The following is an 18,890-nucleotide window of genomic DNA, read 5'->3' as shown; positions in this document are numbered from 1 at the left end:
CTGACGGTCAATGTATAATATGCAGTCATTATAATTATCATTCGCATTTATGAATTGTGAAAAACCCGCTTAAAACATTTTATTTCAATAAGTTGAAATGAGCTCTGTGTGCACAGACCACTCCACTCTGAACTTCTACCAGGATCATAAGGACGTACATGCTGACGAAACAATCTGCTGCTGCGCACATTCGCTCTCTACCCTGTCCGCCGTTGGTGTTAAGCGGCTTTTCCCTGTCATTGATGCTTTCTCTTTGCCTCACTGCGCCCGCTAACGCCGCAGAAAATCCGTCAGGTGAGAAAAAAGAGGACGCGACCACAGAACAATCCCCGATGACGGTGAGTGCCAGTGTGCCGGTGCAAACTGAGGGAGAGGAAAACGGCTATGTGGCGGAAGAATCGGCCGTCGCCAGCAAAACCCGCACCTCTATCCTGGAAACGCCCCAGTCCGTCTCGGTGATCACCCGTTCGCAGATGGACCTGACGCGCCCGTCATCCAGCAGTGCCGCATTGCGCTACACGGCTGGCGCCACCAGTGAACGATATGGTGGCTTTGGTGATTATCTGGATATGACCCGGATTCGCGGCGTCGATGCCGATTACTATCTGGATGGTTTACGCATCATCAGCAACCCGGGCAGCTGGCTGCCGCAGGTCGATCCCTGGTCCCTTGAACGGATCGAAGTGCTGCGCGGCCCCGCATCGACCCTCTACGGCCAGGGGACGGGCGGCGGTATTGTCAATCAGGTCAGCCGCAAGCCCCAGGATATCGCCTCACACGAGGTCAGCCTGCAATACGGCAGCTTCAACCGTAAGCAGTTCGGCATTGATTCCACCGGCGCCGTCAATGACGATAACAGCCTGTTGTATCGTTTTACCGCCAGTGGCCTGGACAGCCAGGGGCAAATTGAAGATAGCCGCCACCGCCGCCTCTATCTCGCCCCTTCCCTGACCTGGCGCCCGAGTGATAATGCCAGTTGGACCGTGCTGGCGACGTATTCCTGGGAACCGGATATTCCCGACTACAACAGTTTGCCTGCGGCCGTCCTGGGGCTGAATAACAGCCCTTATCAGCAAATTGACCGGCATAAAAACTACACTGATGGCCATTTTTCCCACTCCACCCGCCGTCAGGATTCACTGACCTCGCTATTTGAATATCAGTTTGATAATGGCTGGCGTTTCAACAGCAATGCGCGTTATATGAATGTCCATTCAGATATTCAGCGCGGCGTGGTTTACGGGTATCAGCTCGTCAACGATCGCCCCTGGCTTAAAGCTTACGATGAGCTGACCCCGGCCAGAGTCAGCACGTTCTCGATGGATAACCATATCAGTGGCGATGTGGACGCTGGCCCCACCCGTCATACGCTGCTGGCCGGCATCGATTTTTCCACCGGTAGTCTGAAGAACGAGCTGTACAGTGTCGGTCCGGTGCTGATTGACCCGTACAGTTCTGACTACCGACCGGATCTCAATCCTGATTTCACCGCCAGCCGGGCCGCCCCCTGGAAAGAGAAACAGACATTTAACCGTACCGGCGTCTATGTGCAGGATCAGATGGCCTGGAACCGCTGGCGCCTGACGCTGAGTGGCCGCCATGACTGGTCGAATACCGACCATGAAACCAACAGCTACTCTCCGGTGACGGTGAAAAGCCGCCAGGAAGATACCCAGTGGAGTGGGCGCGCCGGGTTAAGCTATCAGTTCGATATCGGGCTGGCACCTTACATCAGCTACGCGACCTCATTCGACCCGCTGCTGGGCAGTGGCTATGATGGTAAAACCTTCCTGCCCGTGGAAACGAAGCAGAGCGAAATCGGCATTAAGTACCACCCGCAAGGGTCGAAAACATTACTCAGTGCCGCCCTCTTCCAACTGACCCAGTCCAATGTGAAAACCAGCGATGCCGAGCATCTGGGCTTCAATACCCAGGCCGGTGAGGCGCGCACGCGCGGGCTTGATTTACAGGCGACCACTGAAATTGTGCACAACCTGAACCTGATCGCCAGCTACACCTGGCTGGATAATACGTTGACCAGGGATACGAAAAATCAGGGCAACACCCTGACGCAGGTACCGGCCAACAGCGCCGCCGCCTGGCTTGACTATCGCTTTGATGCGGGAGAGCTGGCGGGCTTACAGCTGGGCAGCGGCGTGCGTTATCTCGGCACCAGCTACGGCGACCCCGCCAATACCTTCAAAGTCCCGGCCACCACGCTGGTGGATATGGCGGTAAGCTATGATTTAGGGCAGTTAACGCCACAGCTAAAAGGCACCACGTTGGCCGTGAATGTCAGCAATCTGACAAACCAACAGTATGTGGCCAGCTGCACCTCGGCGATGTATTGCTTCGTCGGTCAGGATCGCAGCGTCACGGCCAGCGTGGATTATCGCTGGTAAAAAAAAGGGGATGGCATGTGCCATCCCCCGTGTATCAGGCCACCATCAGCGCGGATTTTACCGGCTGCAATAACCTGCCCACTTCACAATCCAGCAGTGTTGCACGCCGTAATAACTCTTCCGTTTTCGCCCCAATCACCGAATAAACATAGGCATTCACCTGATCCTGGCTCATCTGGTTGTAGCGCTCGGTAAAGGCCATTTCGATACTGTCACAAATCACCGCCCCCGCATTGCTGACATAGTCGGGCAGATAATGAATCCCGCGCGCAATCAGCACATCTTCCGCCAGTTGGCTGTTAAACGGTGAGTTGGCGCTGCTGACCACCCATCCGCAGGCTAACTGCGTAACGTTATCCTGGGTTAAAATGCCGGACAGTGACGCGATACACAGGATATGACTGCGCAACTCGAATAGCTGCGCTTCGTTAACCCGGCGCACGCCTTCAGGGAAAACCGCGCGTGGGTTAATGTCATATCCCACCACCTCGCACCCCTGTTGCAGGCACTGCCTGGCCACTTCAGAACCCACTTTGCCCATACCGTGGATCGCCACCAGCGGATGCGCAACATCAGACAGACGCAGCATGATCACTTTATGAATCGAGCTCCAGACGCCGTAGCCGGTGGCAATCGACGTATCAATCTGTGGGCTGTCCATCGCATTGAGGATCCAGGGGGTAAAACGCCGCAGATAATCCATATCCTGGTTACTGGTGTTAATGTCACAGCCGGTAAACATGGTGCCATTATAGCGATTCAGCAGCTCGCCAATCGCCGCCATCACCTCCGGTTGCTGGGCGGGCAGATGCGGGCTGTTGACCACAATTTTGCCGCCGCTGAAGCCGGTGTTATACAAACCATGCTTGAGTGACATACTTTGTGCCAGCATCACAGCCTCACTCTCCTGCTGCTGACGCGAGCCATATTGACGCCAGCGAATGCCGCCGTTGGCGGGAAGGAGCTTGATTTGTGGTGAGCAGGCCAGAGTAAAGGACGTCTCGCTGTCAAACTGCACGGTTTCAATCTGATACTGTTTATCGTTCAGTGTTGCATTCAATGCGCACATGATTTTCATCCTGTTAATGAGTGAGATTTTGCTCAACAACGCCAGACTTCAGCAAACAGTGGCGAATCCCCAACGGGGTTGGCTGCTGTAAAAAATCGGCCATACTGATGGCCACGCTAAATTCCTGTTCCAGCCGTGCCATCAGGCGCAGTGCCATCAGTGATTGCCCACCGGAATCATAAAAATCCTGATATCCCGACGCAGGTAGCGCCCCGGTAATTTCCAGCCACAGCAGGCGGATACGGGCCATTAGCGCATCATGCTCTTCTGCCTCCTCACCGGCGCCAGCGGGCTGCGGACTGGCGGGCAACTGACGGTCACCCATCCACCAAAAATGCGGTTCAAAAGGATACAGCGGCAATGCCACGTGGCCGGGCGATGACGTCCACAGTCGTGACCAGCAGATATCCACCCCGGCACGCCAGATTTTTTGCAGCGCCTGTACCCACAGAGCACATTCGCTGAGTGCATCATCGCGGCGACGCAGTGTGCGCACCGTGGAGGTTTTCCCACTCTGCTGCCGTAACTGCGCGACCAGGGCGGTCAGCGTCGATCCTGGCCCCACTTCGATAAACAGCGTTCGCCCACGTTCGGGGATCTGTTGCAGCGCCTGGTGATAACGCACCGCCTCGCGGGCATGGCGACACCAGTAGTCGGCATCCAGCTGACGCAAGTCACCGACCTCCTGCGCCAGCAGCGCGGAGTAGTAGCGCACGCCCTGGTGCGGCACAGTGACGGGGGGCACAACGTGACGCAAGTCGTTGAGGATCGGTTCCATCATCGCCGAATGGAAAGCGTGGGAAACACTGAGGGCTTTACAGCGAATGCCTTCCCTGCGCAGGCGTTGCTCGCAGTCGGCCAACGCGGCCACATTGCCCGACAGTACACAGCTGTTTTCGCCATTGACCGCCGCCAGCGCAACACCGCGGCCAAGCCAGGGCTGGCAGCCACTGTCGCTGAGTTCCACCGCCAGCATCGCCCCCCCTTCCAGTGAGGCCATCAATCTGCCGCGCTGCGCAGCAAAGTTCAGCGCCTGCTCAACGGAGAAGGCGCCCGCAGCCCAGGCCGCAGCGATCTCCCCGACGCTGTGGCCGATCACCCGGTCGGGGACCACACCGTAATGCATCAGCAGTTCGGCGAGAGATATTTCCACGGCCACCAGTGTCGGCTGGGTCAGTGCCGTATTGTTCAGCATCGCGCTGTTGCCCTGCGGGCTAAACAGCAGAGCAATATCCAGCGCCAGTTGATCACGCAGCAGTGCGATCTTCTCCTCCATCAGACGCTGAAAGGTGCTGTCATTGGCCATCAGCTCTCGCGCCATACCGATAAACTGGCTGCCCTGCCCTGGAAACTGGAATATCACGCTCAGTCGCCCTTTACCGCTGTCGGTCACGCCCTCTTTCACCACCAGTTTTCCCTCTTCATCTGGCCCCAGCGTGCCGCGAAAGCGCATGGCCTGCCTGCGGGTCTGCGCACTCCAGGCCAGCGCGGATAACGGCTCACCCGCCGCACGCTGACGATACTGCTTTGCCAGCTGGTGCCAGGCCTGTTCAGAACGGGCAGAGATCGGCACCACGCTGTCAGCCAGCGAAGAAGACCGGGTGTCAGATGCGGCTGCGGCAACCTCAGGTCGGCTTAACACCACGTGCGCGTTGCTGCCACCGATACCAAAGGCACTGACACCAATTGCACGGCGGGGATCGTCAGCCTGCCAGCGTTCTGCACGTGTCAGCACGCGAAATGGACTGTGGCGCAGGTCGAAGGCCGGATTGGCACGGGTGAAATTGATTTGCGGTGTTAGCCAGCCGTGTTTGATTTGCAGTGCAGCTTTGATCAGTCCCGCCATCCCAGCCGCCGTTTCCAGATGCCCGACATTGGCCTTTACCGCCCCCAGCGCGCAGAAACCTTCACGCCCGGTAAATTCCCTGAACACGCTGTTAAGCGCGGAAAACTCGATCGGGTCACCCGCCAGCGTGCCCGTACCGTGGGCTTCTATCGCACGGAAATCCTCCGGATGCCGCTGCGCATCCTGCAAGGCCAGGCGCAACAGGCGTTGCTGCCCCGCAAGGCTGGTAGTGGTAAAACTGACTTTTTCAGCCCCGTCATTGTTCATCGCCACGCCGTCTATCACGGCGATCACCTCGTCCCCGGCGGCCAGCGCGTCCTCCAGACGTTTCATCACCACCACGCCCACACCGCTGCCAAACACTGTCCCGCTGGCATCCGCCGAAAATGGCCGACAATGCCCATCCGTGGCGAAGATCATGCCCTGCTGGCTGAAATAGCCTTCGAGTTGAGGAATGCGCAACGTGCAGGCTCCGGCCAGCGCCAGATTGCAACGCCCGCTGCGCAGGGCATAGACCGCCTCACAGACAGCGACCAGAGACGTGGCACAGGCGGCCTGAACATTCACGACAGGCCCCCCTATGCCCAGGTGCCAGGCCACACGCGTGCTGAGATAATCTTTATCGTTGGTGATCTGCTGCTCGAATGCCGAGGGTGCCAGGCTGGCAAAGCGCTGCGCGCCGCTGTTCTGCCGTAAATAGTCTGAACTGCTGCAGCCCGCAAACAGAGCAGCATCAGGCAGTGCGCCAGGCACAATGCCGGCATCTTCCAGTGCGTGCCAGGCACACTCAAGGAACAGACGGTGCTGCGGATCCATCAGCGCGGCTTCACGCGCACTGAGACCAAAAAATCCGGCATCAAAGCGCGCGATATCCTGCGCCAGCGGCGCAGCAACCCCCACCCAGGTCGGATCGTCTTGCGGGCCGTCTTCCAACGTGATCAGAGATTCAACGCCGTTGACCAGATGGTGCCACCATGTCTCGATATCACTGGCGCCGGGAAAACGGCAGGCCATCCCCACCAGCGCAATCTTCTGATGCGTGCAGTGTTGCTGTTGCATACTGCTCTCCTCAGTCAAAAACGTAATGCGCTGATATCCCAGCGGGGCGATTTATCACTTAACAAGTCCGCGCAGATCTCCCCCATCAGTGGCGTAAATTTGAATGCCCATCCCCCCGCAGACACCACCACGTTCTCGCCGCCGTGGCAGCGGCCACGGGCGCTATCCAGGTAGAACTGCCGCTGGGGATCGGTGGGTAGCACGGCCAGGCAGCTGCTGGCGTAATGTTCACGGTCGGGGGCGAGGAACGGCATGTGACGCTGGGCGAACTCCAGTGCACGTTCGACGTGCAGCGGGTTGGCACGATAGCTCGGGCCATGCGTGTCACTGAGCGGGTCGACTTCAAAATCGGTGCCGAGGCGGTCAAAACCGTTAACCGACCAGGGATTGGGGGGAAAGCCGTAAAACAGATTACTGTCACTGGCAACCGGCTGCTGAAAAGCGAACCAAAATGGATCATTCGCCGTGGTGCGCTCGCTGCGCAGCATACTGATACAGGCCATCTCATAGGTCGACAGCGCCAGATCGATATCCAACTGCCCCACCAGTTTTTTACTTCCCGGACCACTGGCCACCAGCACCTTACGCGCCCGGAAACGCTGTTCTGCGCCAATCACAGTGACGCCCGTGCTGTCCGGCTCCAGTGCCACCACTTCCTGGCCGAAAGCAAAGCTGACATTCAGTTCGCTGGCCAACGCATACAGCGCGGAGAGCGTGCCCTTAACATCAATAACGCCGCCGTCACGCTGTAAAAAACCTTCATAGTTAGCGTCAAAATGGGTGAAGCCGAAACGCTGCTCAATGGCGCGGATGCTCAGACGCTCATAGGGCAACGCCATCTCATCCATCGATTTCATTGTCTGCGTGATCTGTCCTTCATTCGTCCAGACATCCGCATCGCCAAACCACAGACTGCCGGTACGATGGATCAGTTTCCGGTCAGCGTTTTTTTCCAGCGCCTGCCATAATTTATCGGCTTCCAGCGTTAAGCGGAAAATATCAATTTCTGAATATTGCAAACGCCAGTGGCGTTCTTCACCACTCGTGCCGGCAAGTTGCGTCATCAGACCATATTTATCTAAGACTAACACCTTATGCTGTTTATTCTCTCTGGCGTAATTCCAGGCCGTGGATAAACCAATCGGACCCGCACCGATAATAACAACATCCCATTCTTCAGACGTGTGCATACCTACCCCTTAAGAGTGTTTATCTGTTCTTGAATATAAAATTATTGGGTCAGTGTTTTAATTTGATCGAGTGGCACCAGCACCAGTAACGTACGATATTTCTCTCTGGGCACTTCCTGATAAAGCTGACGTACCCCCACTTTCCCCATCACATCGCCACTTACGCCTACGGCCAGCAATGACTGCCACTGCGATGCCCAGATGGCACTGGAGTTCCAGATGCCTGAAGTTTCAATACGTCCCTGAGGGGTTTCGGCGGTCTCATGATAATAAGAGACCACGCTGTTATCGGCCAGCGCCGCAATTTTCCACCCGCTGCCGGTCATGGTTCCTGCGGGGTCACCTCGCTCATCAATAAAATGGTCGACGTGCGAATTCGCGTCGCCCACCGTCGGCCCACTGTTGGTTTTCGCATTAAAATGAATATTTGCCATTTCCACGACGGAAATAACCGTAGCATTCGCGTAGCCTTTATTTTCTGCCAGAGAATGCTCAACCTCGGTTACCGAAGAACCCTGTTCAATTTCAGCGCGAACCCAGTTTGCGAGCGCAATCAGCTCTGACAATACATTATTATTGCCCTGAATAATTTCCATGTTTTTGACCCTTTAATTAAAAATGAGGTTATGCCACCACGATATCTGACTGTTTAAACCAGGCTTCTCCTTTCTCTCTTTCCACATCACTTCCGGCGTCAGCGAACAGGGTCACCACCTGCTGACCGCGGTCAAGCGTCTGCGCCAGTTTCCACGCGGTCTTCCAGTTGGCGGCGGAGGATGCGCCAATTTTCACGCCGGTCAACTGCCAGAACTCATACATCGCCGTCAGTGCTTCGCGATAGGTCACTTCATTAAACGGCAGATTTTTTGGCATCAACTGGGTAATAAACGGCTGGCGGAAGCCAAACCCCAGGCCGCCTGCCCCGGCAAACTTTGCCTCACCGTTAGGGGCATTCAGCGTGCCATAAGGTAACTCTGCAGGCGTGGATCCCCAGGCAATAATCTGGGGATTATCGCGGCTCAGTGCTGCATATACCCCGGATAAGGTGCCACCGGTTCCTACTGCCGATACCCAGCCATCGGCACGTGTGCCGTTCAACTGATGGAGGATCTCAGCCCCGGTCTGATGCTGATGCACGGCGGTATTCACCAGATTGAGGTGCTGTGAGAGTAGCGTCCAGCTGGGATCATCACGGGCAATTTGCTGGCTACGGGCAATCACGCCGAGTAAAAACTGACTGCGGTCCACCAGCGTCACCTGCGCATTATCGCCCTTCAGCGTCGCCACCAGCTGCTCGGGTGAGGAGTCGGGGATCACTACCTGCACGGCAATGCCACACATGTTGCCCAGTTTTGCCAGCGCCTTCGCCATATTGCCGCCGGACGAATCCAGCAGTTTCAGTTCGCCACGCGCAAAGTCATGTTGATTGATGGCATCACAAAACAGCCCGAAGGCGGTCCGGTCTTTTACCGAACCAAAAGGGTTGTTGAATTCATATTTCGCCAGAATCGTCGCGTGCCCCTGAGGGCCTGGCACCGGGATCAGCGGCGTTTTGCCGAGCGAGGCATAAAACTTTTTCAATGCCGGGAACAGCGTAAAAGCCTTTTCTGTGTCTGGCGCAGCGTGTTGAGGATTAAACAGCTCAAAGTTCATCACATCTTCCTTATCTGACCATCAGTTGAGTTGAGCCGCTGCGCATGACGGCAACAGCTGGTGTAAAAAGGCATCCAGATTGTCCTGGAAGTAAAAGTGTCCGCCCGGCCAGCGCTTAAGCTGACTTTCCGTCACCGTTGTCGACCAGGCTTCCAGCGCCGACCGTTCCACCAGCGGATCCTCTTCCCCACCGGCAATCAGTAACGGGATATCGGCGACCGGCAGGTCGGCCAACTGCCCGAGCAACATCAGATCCTGCAAAATTAAAGCGGCGACCCTCGGGCGCGTCAGTTCGTCAAGGCGCATGATGCCGCTCTGTTCGCTGTAGCTGAGGATGGTGTCGAGCAGTCGCTCGCGCGCGCCCGGCTGTTGCAGCATCACCAGTTCTGACGGCACCCGCTGTGCGGAGAGCACCACCCGCTGGCAGGCAAAGCGTGAATCCCATAGCGCAGTGGCCACCTGCAATGCCAGCAATGCGCCCATGCTGTGACCAAAAAATGTTACCGGTGCCACGCCCAGTAATTCCCGCAGCCCGTGGTTACAGGCCGCGATCGCCTGCTGTGCGCCCGACCAGGGACGGTCTGCCTGGCGCTCTTCCCGCCCCGGATATTGCACCACCAGCAGGTCACATTCTGCCGGGAGTCGCTCACGCCACTGCTGGTAAAACGCGGCACTGCCGCCAGCATGAGGAAAGATCACCAGCTGCTGCTGTACGGGTGCAACGTTACCGGTGCTGAAGCGCATGACTGTTCTGTTATGACTGAGGGTGGTTTTCATCGTCTACGTTCGCTCTGTCATCGTGCCAGGAAGAGGCGCCTCTTGCTGCGCCAGTAACGCCCTCAAGGCCAGGCGGTCAATTTTGCCAATGCCTTTCATCGGGATGGAATCAATCAGGATCAGTCTTTCCGGGGCCTTGAAGGTGGCGAGCCCCTGCTGTTCAAAAAAACGGCGCACCGCCCCCAGGGTCAATTCGCTATCGTCGGTGGTGACAAACAGGCAGGGAACTTCGCCATACAACGCATCCGCCATGCCCACACAGGCGGCCTGCCGGATCGCCGGATGATGAAGCGCCAGCTCTTCAATTTCATTCGGTGAGAACTTCTCCCCGCCACGGTTAATCGCGTCGTTAACTCGTCCATCGATAAAGACATTGCCCTGTCGATCAACGTGTGCGAGGTCGCCGGTGCGATAAAACCCGTCAGCGGTAAACGCCAGGCTGTCGGCCAGCGGATTCTGGTAATAACGGGTGATGGTATAAGGGCCACGGGTAATTAATTCGCCCGAATGTCCCGGCGGAACGTCTTCCCCCTGTTCATCAACGATGCGCACCTCATCTTCAGGACAAAGCGGGCGCCCCTGCGAGTGGAAACGAAGGCTGTCATCATCTTCGAGAGCGTTAAAACAGAGCAGCCCTTCGCTCATGCCATAGCATTGCTGGAGGGTAATGCCGAGGGTGTCAGATGCGGATGCGGCCAGCTCCGGTGTCACGCGTGCGCCACCGACCTGCACATGCCACAGCGAATCGATAAAGCGGGGACTTTCGCGCTGAACCTCCGCCCACTGCGAGAGCAGCGCCGGAACCAGCGTGGTATGTGTGACGCCACAGTAGGCGATGAAATCCAGTGCCTGCGCCGCAGAGGGCACATCGGCCAGTGCGACGGCACCTCCCCGCAACAGCGTGCCCAGCATCCCCGGGCAATTGATCACGAATCCGTGAGAAACCGGCATTACCGCGAAATAAACGGAGCGCTCAGTCAGGCCAAAAACGTCGCACCCGCAGGCAATCATATAGCTATAGCCGGCGTTTTTACGGGCGATAGCCTTCGGAAGACCGGTCGTGCCGCTGGAGAGCAGCATCATGGCGATATCGTCATCGGCCATCGTCGCCAGCTTTTGCACGGGAACGGGCGCCAGCAACGCGCAGAAATCCTGCAAATTAAGATAACGTGAGTCCTGGTGGCAGTTAGCGCCCTCCTCCACCAGCACCAGATCGACATTAAGCCCCTCCTGCTGCAGATTTTGTAATATTGCCAGAGGGTTATAACGACGAGTACTGCGTTGCACAGCCAGCACTTTAGGCGTGGTCATTTGCAAAATATGACGCAACTCTTTTTCACGATAAGAGGGAAGGACAGGAACGGGGATCGCGCCGATCATCAGCGTAGCGAGCATTAATATCACGGCCTGATGCGTATTACGCAGTTGCATCGCCACGCGATCTCCCTTCTGCACACCCCGTTGCTGCAGGCGATAGCTACAAGAGGCCACGCGGTCGGCTAACTCACCGTGAGTGATTATCATGTCCTGCTCGAACAATGCCCGGCGTTGGCGGTTTTCGTGCAGCGCCGCCAGCAGGTTTTGATTCAATGAACCACCAGACTTAACCATGTTTAACTCCATCATGCGCACACTATTTGTCTGCTTTGAAAATACGGTCAACCGCAATCATGCAGGGTTACCCCTTCTTCGGACCTGGCTTAACGAAGATGCTGTTACTCGTGCTTACTCACATGGAAGAGAAAAATTTACTTACTGGTATTTATTAGTTATGGGCCACACTACACACCACGACTGACCGTCAGTCAATTAAAAATAGATTAATTTTATATGTATTTTTCTCGCAACCTAAGTACCTTCGCTTCTGTTGCGATAACGAATCAGATAAATCCCTACTGCCCCTCTCGCTTTAGTTACCCAGTGCAATAATTTCATCAAGGGTGTAGTCATTGCTTCCCCATAACGAAAACTGCCTGCCGGTTTGCTGCTGTAATCGTGCCTGCAGAGCCACCGTTTCGGCAGAAGATAGCGCCAGATCGCGCCTTAACTGCCAACTTCCGTCTGCCTCATCCAGCACATCTGCCGGAATACCAATCTCATTGAGCAGGGAGATTATGTCGTTAAAATCCATAACAGTTTCACCTAATGATTAATGAAAGTGATTATTATTAGCATTGACCGCCAGTCGGTCAACAGCTTTTTCACCACAGAAGTTTGTATGAATGTAAAACAAACAATTAATAAAACTTATGTTTATGAGGGTATTCAGAAGAAGAACGAGGAAGGGAGAACAAAGGCCGGAAGGAGACGTAGTCGCGACGCCCCCTTCAGAGAATTATGGCTGGTGGTAGCCGAGTAAGCGCAGAAACTCGCAGGCAAGTTGATGGCCCAACTGCGTTTTATCGTTTTCATCAGTGACCACCGCATCATCCACCGCACCGTGCATGCCGTGGTACATCAGGATAGCGGTCAGACGCGGGTTCTCAAGCTGCCAGGCACCAAAAGTGCTGCCGTGATTGAGGATTGTCAGGATTTGATCCAGTACCGCATCACGATCCTGATTACCACGCGTGTGATAATGATGATCGTGATACAACGCATCATGCAGCGCCATGCCGTTAAAATAGGCGGTGATACCGGCATCACACCAGGCACGCAGACGCGCAACACTGTCTTCAGCGGGACAGGCATCCACGGCCAGCTGGATCTCTTCGATAAAATGCCGGGTAAAGCGCTCACGCAGTGCGGAAAGCATCTCATTTTTTGACGGGAAGTAGTGGTAGAAGGTCCCTTTTGCCACTTGCGCATCGCGTACGATGTCGCTGATGGTGGTGGCTTCAAACCCTTTAGTGATGAACAACTGCTGTGCAGCATCCATCAGTTCATCAAGACGGACTTCCGCCGGTTTCGTACGTGGCTTAGGATCTGTTTTCTTTATTTCCATTTTAACCATTTTATCAAGTCAGGACTTGAGTAAGATAGTAGACAATATTGACCTGATTGGCGAGGGGTTGTTGGGTTATAAAGAAACCTTTTCATTTTACTCACAAAAGTGCTGACAAGGGTATTAATAAAACAATAACCCTCTGCACAAAATTATAATTCCGCATGGAGAACTGAATTAGCCAGAGAAAGCACAAATTTTAATATCATAGATAAATAAAATATTGAATATCATTAATACACGTCAATAATTAATACATTAAAATAAAGCACAGCGCTATTTTCATCCACCGCGGATCGTCCCGCGCCAGATAAAATCAGCATGGTACATCCGTGTTTCGCCAGGCATCTCCTCGTCCAGCGCCGCAGGCTGGTTATCTTCACGTTGCTCCTCATTCACCAGCCACTCGACCGCGTCACGGGCAAAGCGATCAACGGGTTGGGTGAAGGTGGTGAGATGATAAGACGACCACGCCGCCTGGGGAATATCATCGTAACCCGCGACGCAGAGGTCCTGCGGGATGCACAACGAAAAACGGTGCCGCGCTTCATCCATAAAGCCGCAGGCCAGCAGGTCAGTCACACAGAATACCGCGTCGGGGCGATCGCGGCGGGTCAGCAGTCGGTGCGCCAGGATCTGCCCGCTCTCATAAGAGGTGGTGCCGAAGCGCTCCACGCTGGCTTTTAGCCCGGCCGCTTCCGCCGCCTGAAGAAACCCACGTTCACGCGCCATCAGGCTCGGCGTTCCGGCAAGGGAGTTAGCAAATGCCACATGCTGGCAACCCGCCCGCGCAAACGCCATCACCACACGGCTGGCGGCATCTTCGTTATCCAGATTAATACTCAATGATCCCGGCAGCACATCGTTGCGGTTAATCAGTACCAGCCGCTGACCGTGTTTATGACACTGACGCGCAATGGCGCTTTCCGGCATCCCCGAGAGCACAAAGGAAGCATCAGCACGATAGTTGATCGCCTGTTGCAGCGCCTGCGACACGCTGTCATCCGAGCGGTCGGTATTGATCAGCATGGCAATTTTCCCGGCTTCCTGCAGATGCTGCGTCACCAGCCGCACGAGGCTGGCACGGTACGGTGTGGCCAGTTCAGAAACAATCAGGCAGACGAGGCCGCTGCGGTTACGCACCAGCCCGCGAGCCAGGTGATTAACGTGATAGCCCAGTTCTTCTGCGGCCTGCATGACCCTTTTCCGCGTGGCCGCGGAGACGCTGGCCCCCGTCGTGAAGGTGCGAGACACCGCTGAACGCGACACGCCCGCCCTCTCTGCAACATCTTTCGCACTGACCACTGCCTTTTCCATCGCCATTATCACACCCGCCCACTTTGTGTTGCGAATGAGTCTGTCGCACTTTGCACGGCTGTGCAATTATTTTTGTAGCGTAATTGTTTCATTTTTGTGACATGGCAACTGAAATGCGTACCAGCGCAATTGACAGCATAAATTTTGTGCATTAATTAATTGCACACACGTGCAAAACGTATGCACAAAAAACCTGGCGACAACGTATCGCCTACCCTACACACTGAAGGAGAACACCATGCATCGTATTACTCTGATGGCGGTCATCGCCGCTGGCTCTGCGCTCTCAGCCCTTCCGGCTCAGGCCGCTGAAAAGCTGAATATGATCTGCTCCGCCGATGTGGTTGTTTGTGAGCAAATGACCAACCTGTTTGAGAAACAACACCCGGATATCAAGGTCAGCATGGTGCGTCTCTCTGCGGGCGAAGCCTATGCACGCATCCGCACCGAGGCCCGCAACCCACGTACCGATATCTGGTGGGCCGGGACGGGCGATCCGCATATGCAGGCCGCCGACGAAGGCCTGACCCAGGCCTACAAATCACCACTGCTCGACCAGCAGCAGGACTGGGCACGTAAGCAGGCGGAAAGCGCACAGTTCCGCACCGTCGGCGTCTATGCAGGTGCACTGGGCTGGGGTTACAACACCAAGCTGGTGGAAGAGAAAAAACTGAAAGCGCCTGCCTGCTGGGCCGATCTGCTGGACCCGTCATGGAAAGGGGAGATCCAGATGGCAAACCCGAACTCCTCCGGCACCGCCTACAATACCCTTGCCACCCTGGTGCAAATCATGGGGGAAGAGAAAGCCTTCGATTACCTGAAAAAGCTCAACGCCAATATCTCCCAGTACACAAAATCCGGCTCCGCCCCGGTGAAAGCGGCAGCACGCGGTGAAACCACCATCGGTATTGTCTTTATGCATGATGCGGTGGCCATGCAGGTGGATGGCTTCCCGGTGAAAGCCGTCGCCCCCTGCGAAGGCACCGGCTATGAAATCGGCTCGATGTCGATTGTGAAAGGGGCGCGTAACCTGGCCGCCGCCAAAGTGTGGTACGACTGGGCGCTCAGTGCGGAGGCACAGTCCCACATGAAAGACGCCAAATCCTTCCAGCTTCCGTCAAATAAAAATGCGGCGATATCGGAATACGCACCGCGCTTCGAGAATATCAAACTGATCGATTACGACTTCAAAACCTACGGTGACTCGGCCAAACGCAAAGCGTTGCTCAGCCGCTGGGATAAAGAGATCGGCGCCAGCGCCCAGTAATTCTTCCTCCCTTCCCCTCCCGCCCGTGCGGGAGGCCGGATCATAAACGATCGAGGTTATGATGAATGCTCAAAACCGCCGCCTGGACGGGGCTTTCGTGCTGGGCGCACTTGCCATCCTGCTGCTGCCCTGGTACAGCCTGGAAGCCGGATTTTTCGACTTCGGCTGGCTGACAACACTCTGGCAGGATCGCGAAACGGCCCCGGCGCTATGGCAGATTGCCCAGTTCCAGCGTCCCTGGCTGACTATTGCCGTGCTGATGCTACTGATCTGCGCCCTGGCGCGCTTACTGCCCGTGGGCAATCGCCGCTCCTGGTTACTGATGGGGGCCAGTATCTTTGGCGTCCTGTTTTTGCTGTTTGAAGGCCATGCGATTGGTTACACAGGCTGGAACTGGCAGTGGAGCGAACAGCTGTTCGGCGCACTCAGCGACGGCCAGCCTGCTTTTGGCGCAGGGGCGATCCTGCTTCTGACCACTTTCCTGCTGCTGTTCTCCTTTGCGCTGGCAGAACGCGGCGTGCTGCGCGGTGATGCCTTTGTGGTGGCGGCAATTGTACTGCTGGTAGCCCTGGTGACCACCTTCGTGCTGTACCCGGTGCTCAGTATGTTTGTCGCCTCCGTACAGGATGTGGACGGTTCCTTTAAACCGGATGGCATGATCGCCAATATTCAGGACCCGGCTATCTGGAGCCTCGGCTGCCTGAACGGCAGCGGAGGCTGCGGCACGGCCTGGCGTACCCTGTGGCTGGCGCTGATGACCGCCTCTGGCTCTACCCTGCTGGGTCTGGCCTTTGCGCTGGCGGCGACCCGCACGCCGCTGCCGTTTAAGAAAGCGCTGCGCATGCTGACCGTGCTGCCGATCATCACGCCGCCGTTTGTTATTGGCCTGGCGCTGATGCTGCTGTTTGGCCGTGCAGGCGTCGTGACAGAACTGCTCGCAACGGTGTTTGGTATTGAGCCTGGCCGCTGGCTGTATGGTCTGACCGGGATCTGGATAGCCCAGGTTCTCTCTTTCACGCCGATTGCCTTCCTGGTGCTGATTGGTGTGGTTGAAGGCGTCAGTCCGTCACTGGAAGAAGCCTCGCAAACGCTGCGCGCTAACCGCTGGCGCACCTTCCGCTATGTCTCGCTGCCGCTGATGGCACCGGGCCTGGCGAATGCGTTCCTGATCAGCTTTATCGAAAGTATGGCGGACTTCGGCAACCCGATGGTGCTGGGTGGCAGCCACGGCGTGCTCTCGACCGAGATCTTCTTCTCGGTGGTCGGGGCGCAAAACGACCCGAGCCGGGCAGCGGTGCTGGCGATTATCCTGCTGTGCTTCACCCTCAGCGCCTTTATTTTCCAGCGACTGTGGCTGTCGGGTAAAAACTTCGCCACCGTCACCGGCAAAGGCGACTCCGGTCAGCACTGCGGTCTGCCGCGTGGCCTGCGTTATGGCGTTTACGCACTGGTGATCCCGTGGGGCCTGTTCACGCTGGTGATCTACGGCATGATCCTGATTGGTGGATTTGTACAGTCGTGGGGCCTGGACAGCAGCCTGACGCTGGCGCACTACGCCCGCGCGTTCGGCTTCCACTGGAACGAGGGCCAGATGGTGTGGACCGGCGTGGCCTGGAACTCGTTCTGGACCACCATGGAAATTGCGCTGATTGCGGCTCCGCTGACGGCCATTGTCGGCCTGCTGACCGCCTGGCTGATCGTACGGCAGAAGTTTGCCGGGCGTTCGACCTTTGAATTTATGCTGATGCTCAGTTTTGCCATTCCCGGCACCGTCATTGGTGTCAGCTATATCATGGCGTACAACCTGCCGCCGCTGGAGATCACCGGTACAGCGCTGATCCTTGTCGCCTGCTTTGTTTTCCGCAATATGCCGGTTGGCGTTCGCGGGGGAATTGCCGCCATGAGCCAGCTCGACCGCAGCCTGGATGAAGCCTCATTAACATTAGGGGCCAGCAGTTTCCGCACGCTGCGCAAAGTGATCCTGCCACTGCTGAAACCGGCGATCAGCGCCGCACTGGTCTACGCCTTTGTGCGGGCTATCACCTCCATCAGCGCCGTCATTTTCCTTGTCAGCGCCCAGTACAACATGGCCACCTCTTATATCGTCGGGCTGGTCGAAAACGGGGAATACGGCGTCGCTATCGCTTACTCCTCCGTCCTTATTGTGGTGATGCTGGCGGTGATCCTCACCTTCCAGCTGCTGGTCGGTGAACGCCGCCTGCGCCGCGCTACCCGCATTGCCACAGCACCGGTGGCTCCACCACCGGCATTACATCAGGAGAGTGCCGTATGACGACCATTCGTTCCGGCTCGGTGGTGTTTGAGAACGTCACCAAACAGTTTGCCGATTTCAACGCCCTGCCCAACTTATCGCTGACGGTTGAACCGGGCACGCTGGTGACCCTACTCGGCCCCAGCGGCTGTGGCAAAACCACCACCCTGCGCCTGCTGGCGGGACTGGAACACCCGACCTCCGGGCGTATTCTGATTGGCGGTAAAGATGTGACACATCTACCCGCTAACGAACGTGATGTGGCGATGGTGTTTCAGTCCTACGCCCTGTTCCCACATATGAGCGCACTGGATAACGTGATGTACGGCCTGCTCTCCGGCGGAATGTCGAAAAAAGAAGCGCAGGATCGTGCCCGCGAAGGGATGAAGCTGGTCGGCCTGGAGAATATGGGCCAGCGCCTTCCGGCGGAGCTGTCCGGCGGGCAGCAGCAGCGTATTGCCGTAGCACGTGCGCTGGTGCTGGAGCCGCAGGTGTTGCTGCTGGATGAACCGCTCTCCAACCTCGATGAACGCCTGCGCCGCCGTGTGCGCACTGAAATCCGCGATCTGCAACAGCGGCTGGGCTTTACGGCCGTATACGTGACTCACGATCAGGAAGAGGCGCTTGCCGTCTCCGATAAGATTATTGTCATGAAAGAAGGGCATATTGCCCAACAGGGTGCACCGCAGGAGCTGTATCAGTCACCGGCGTCGGTATTTATCGCCGACTTTATGGGCGAGGCCAATATCCTGCCCTGCGATATCCGCCGGGTGGAAGACAGCGAAGCGGTGATCGCACTGGGCAATCGTGAATATCGCGTACCCGGCGCTTACGCCCGCCCCGGTGCCGCGCAGCTCTCGGTGCGACCGCAGTTTATTACGCTGCGCACTGAACCGGCAGGCGCACTAAACGGTGAAGTCACCCACAGCACCTGGCTGGGGGACCACATCGAATATGAAGTGCAGACGGCGCTGGGTGCGCTGTTTATTGTCGATGTGCAGATGGAAAGCCAGCTGGCGCCGGGCAGCCGCGTATTCGTGGATTTCAAACCTCAGGGACTGGCGCTGATTGCCCAGTGATCCCCATTAATAAGG

The 18,890-nt window shown here is 56.5% G+C and carries 14 protein-coding genes; 4 read left to right on the top strand and 10 right to left on the bottom strand.

What is annotated here, in order from left to right; genetic code table 11:
• The first annotated feature begins 158 nt into the window (after positions 1 to 158).
• Positions 159 to 2,402: a TonB-dependent siderophore receptor gene (locus HHI26_RS21270; protein ID WP_197931302.1), complete on the top strand. Its 2,244-nt coding sequence runs from the start codon at positions 159 to 161 to the stop codon at positions 2,400 to 2,402.
• A gap of 34 nt (positions 2,403 to 2,436) precedes the next feature.
• Here HHI26_RS21270 and HHI26_RS21265 read toward each other — a convergent pair whose 3' ends face one another.
• The 10 genes from HHI26_RS21265 to HHI26_RS21220 all read right to left on the bottom strand — a co-directional run bounded on the left by HHI26_RS21265 (position 2,437) and on the right by HHI26_RS21220 (position 14,263).
• Positions 2,437 to 3,471 (bottom strand): Glu/Leu/Phe/Val dehydrogenase, encoded by a 1,035-nt coding sequence (locus HHI26_RS21265; RefSeq protein WP_167864466.1) that lies wholly within the window; start codon positions 3,469 to 3,471, stop codon positions 2,437 to 2,439.
• Between the two features lie 13 nt (positions 3,472 to 3,484).
• Positions 3,485 to 6,376 carry a type I polyketide synthase gene (locus tag HHI26_RS21260; RefSeq protein ID WP_171149658.1) on the bottom strand — a complete coding sequence of 964 codons (2,892 nt, stop codon included), beginning with the start codon at positions 6,374 to 6,376 and terminating at the stop codon, positions 3,485 to 3,487.
• A 14-nt stretch (positions 6,377 to 6,390) separates the two neighbouring features.
• Positions 6,391 to 7,566 (bottom strand): FAD-dependent oxidoreductase, encoded by a 1,176-nt coding sequence (locus HHI26_RS21255; protein ID WP_171149657.1) that lies wholly within the window; start codon positions 7,564 to 7,566, stop codon positions 6,391 to 6,393.
• A 41-nt stretch (positions 7,567 to 7,607) separates the two neighbouring features.
• A complete protein-coding gene (locus tag HHI26_RS21250) occupies positions 7,608 to 8,162 on the bottom strand; it encodes a hypothetical protein (RefSeq protein WP_159336983.1) in 555 nt (184 codons plus the stop codon).
• A 28-nt stretch (positions 8,163 to 8,190) separates the two neighbouring features.
• The gene (locus HHI26_RS21245) at positions 8,191 to 9,219 is read right to left on the bottom strand and encodes a pyridoxal-phosphate dependent enzyme (RefSeq protein ID WP_133843159.1); all 1,029 of its coding nucleotides are present in this window, start codon (positions 9,217 to 9,219) and stop codon (positions 8,191 to 8,193) included.
• A 21-nt stretch (positions 9,220 to 9,240) separates the two neighbouring features.
• Positions 9,241 to 9,963 (bottom strand): alpha/beta fold hydrolase, encoded by a 723-nt coding sequence (locus HHI26_RS21240; protein WP_241008327.1) that lies wholly within the window; start codon positions 9,961 to 9,963, stop codon positions 9,241 to 9,243.
• Between the two features lie 36 nt (positions 9,964 to 9,999).
• Complete coding sequence (locus tag HHI26_RS21235; RefSeq protein WP_171149655.1) at positions 10,000 to 11,607, bottom strand: AMP-binding protein; 1,608 nt, start codon at positions 11,605 to 11,607, stop codon at positions 10,000 to 10,002.
• A 298-nt stretch (positions 11,608 to 11,905) separates the two neighbouring features.
• A complete protein-coding gene (locus tag HHI26_RS21230) occupies positions 11,906 to 12,127 on the bottom strand; it encodes a hypothetical protein (protein ID WP_171149654.1) in 222 nt (73 codons plus the stop codon).
• Between the two features lie 204 nt (positions 12,128 to 12,331).
• A complete protein-coding gene (locus HHI26_RS21225) occupies positions 12,332 to 12,940 on the bottom strand; it encodes a TetR/AcrR family transcriptional regulator (protein WP_241008326.1) in 609 nt (202 codons plus the stop codon).
• A 282-nt stretch (positions 12,941 to 13,222) separates the two neighbouring features.
• Positions 13,223 to 14,263, bottom strand: coding sequence for a LacI family DNA-binding transcriptional regulator (locus HHI26_RS21220; RefSeq protein ID WP_171149653.1), 1,041 nt, complete (start codon positions 14,261 to 14,263; stop codon positions 13,223 to 13,225).
• Positions 14,264 to 14,495: 232 nt separating this feature from the next.
• Between HHI26_RS21220 and HHI26_RS21215 the strand changes: the two genes are divergently transcribed.
• The 3 genes from HHI26_RS21215 to HHI26_RS21205 all read left to right on the top strand — a co-directional run bounded on the left by HHI26_RS21215 (position 14,496) and on the right by HHI26_RS21205 (position 18,875).
• The gene (locus tag HHI26_RS21215) at positions 14,496 to 15,524 is read left to right on the top strand and encodes an ABC transporter substrate-binding protein (protein WP_133843149.1); all 1,029 of its coding nucleotides are present in this window, start codon (positions 14,496 to 14,498) and stop codon (positions 15,522 to 15,524) included.
• 61 nt (positions 15,525 to 15,585) lie between these two features.
• A complete protein-coding gene (locus HHI26_RS21210; RefSeq protein ID WP_171149694.1) occupies positions 15,586 to 17,817 on the top strand; it encodes an iron ABC transporter permease in 2,232 nt (743 codons plus the stop codon).
• A complete protein-coding gene (locus HHI26_RS21205; protein ID WP_133843147.1) occupies positions 17,814 to 18,875 on the top strand; it encodes an ABC transporter ATP-binding protein in 1,062 nt (353 codons plus the stop codon). Before HHI26_RS21210 ends, HHI26_RS21205 begins: the two co-directional genes overlap by 4 nt.
• Positions 18,876 to 18,890 lie beyond the last annotated feature (15 nt).

This window comes from Erwinia sp. JH02 (assembly GCF_013074405.1).
Taxonomy (GTDB): Bacteria; Pseudomonadota; Gammaproteobacteria; order Enterobacterales; family Enterobacteriaceae; genus Erwinia; species Erwinia rhapontici.
The sequence above is the reverse complement of the archived record's forward strand: the minus strand, read 5'-3'. Positions and strand labels throughout refer to the sequence as shown.

Coding starts and splice junctions, on each gene's coding strand:
- HHI26_RS21210 (WP_171149694.1), top strand. CDS start 15,586: ATGAATGCTCAAAACCGCCGCCTGGACGGGGCTTTCGTGCTGGGCGCA.
- HHI26_RS21250 (WP_159336983.1), bottom strand. CDS start 8,162: ATGGAAATTATTCAGGGCAATAATAATGTATTGTCAGAGCTGATTGCG.
- HHI26_RS21260 (WP_171149658.1), bottom strand. CDS start 6,376: ATGCAACAGCAACACTGCACGCATCAGAAGATTGCGCTGGTGGGGATG.
- HHI26_RS21230 (WP_171149654.1), bottom strand. CDS start 12,127: ATGGATTTTAACGACATAATCTCCCTGCTCAATGAGATTGGTATTCCG.
- HHI26_RS21215 (WP_133843149.1), top strand. CDS start 14,496: ATGCATCGTATTACTCTGATGGCGGTCATCGCCGCTGGCTCTGCGCTC.
- HHI26_RS21265 (WP_167864466.1), bottom strand. CDS start 3,471: ATGTGCGCATTGAATGCAACACTGAACGATAAACAGTATCAGATTGAA.
- HHI26_RS21245 (WP_133843159.1), bottom strand. CDS start 9,219: ATGAACTTTGAGCTGTTTAATCCTCAACACGCTGCGCCAGACACAGAA.
- HHI26_RS21205 (WP_133843147.1), top strand. CDS start 17,814: ATGACGACCATTCGTTCCGGCTCGGTGGTGTTTGAGAACGTCACCAAA.
- HHI26_RS21240 (WP_241008327.1), bottom strand. CDS start 9,963: ATGCGCTTCAGCACCGGTAACGTTGCACCCGTACAGCAGCAGCTGGTG.
- HHI26_RS21235 (WP_171149655.1), bottom strand. CDS start 11,607: ATGGTTAAGTCTGGTGGTTCATTGAATCAAAACCTGCTGGCGGCGCTG.
- HHI26_RS21270 (WP_197931302.1), top strand. CDS start 159: ATGCTGACGAAACAATCTGCTGCTGCGCACATTCGCTCTCTACCCTGT.
- HHI26_RS21255 (WP_171149657.1), bottom strand. CDS start 7,566: ATGCACACGTCTGAAGAATGGGATGTTGTTATTATCGGTGCGGGTCCG.
- HHI26_RS21225 (WP_241008326.1), bottom strand. CDS start 12,940: ATGGAAATAAAGAAAACAGATCCTAAGCCACGTACGAAACCGGCGGAA.
- HHI26_RS21220 (WP_171149653.1), bottom strand. CDS start 14,263: ATGGCGATGGAAAAGGCAGTGGTCAGTGCGAAAGATGTTGCAGAGAGG.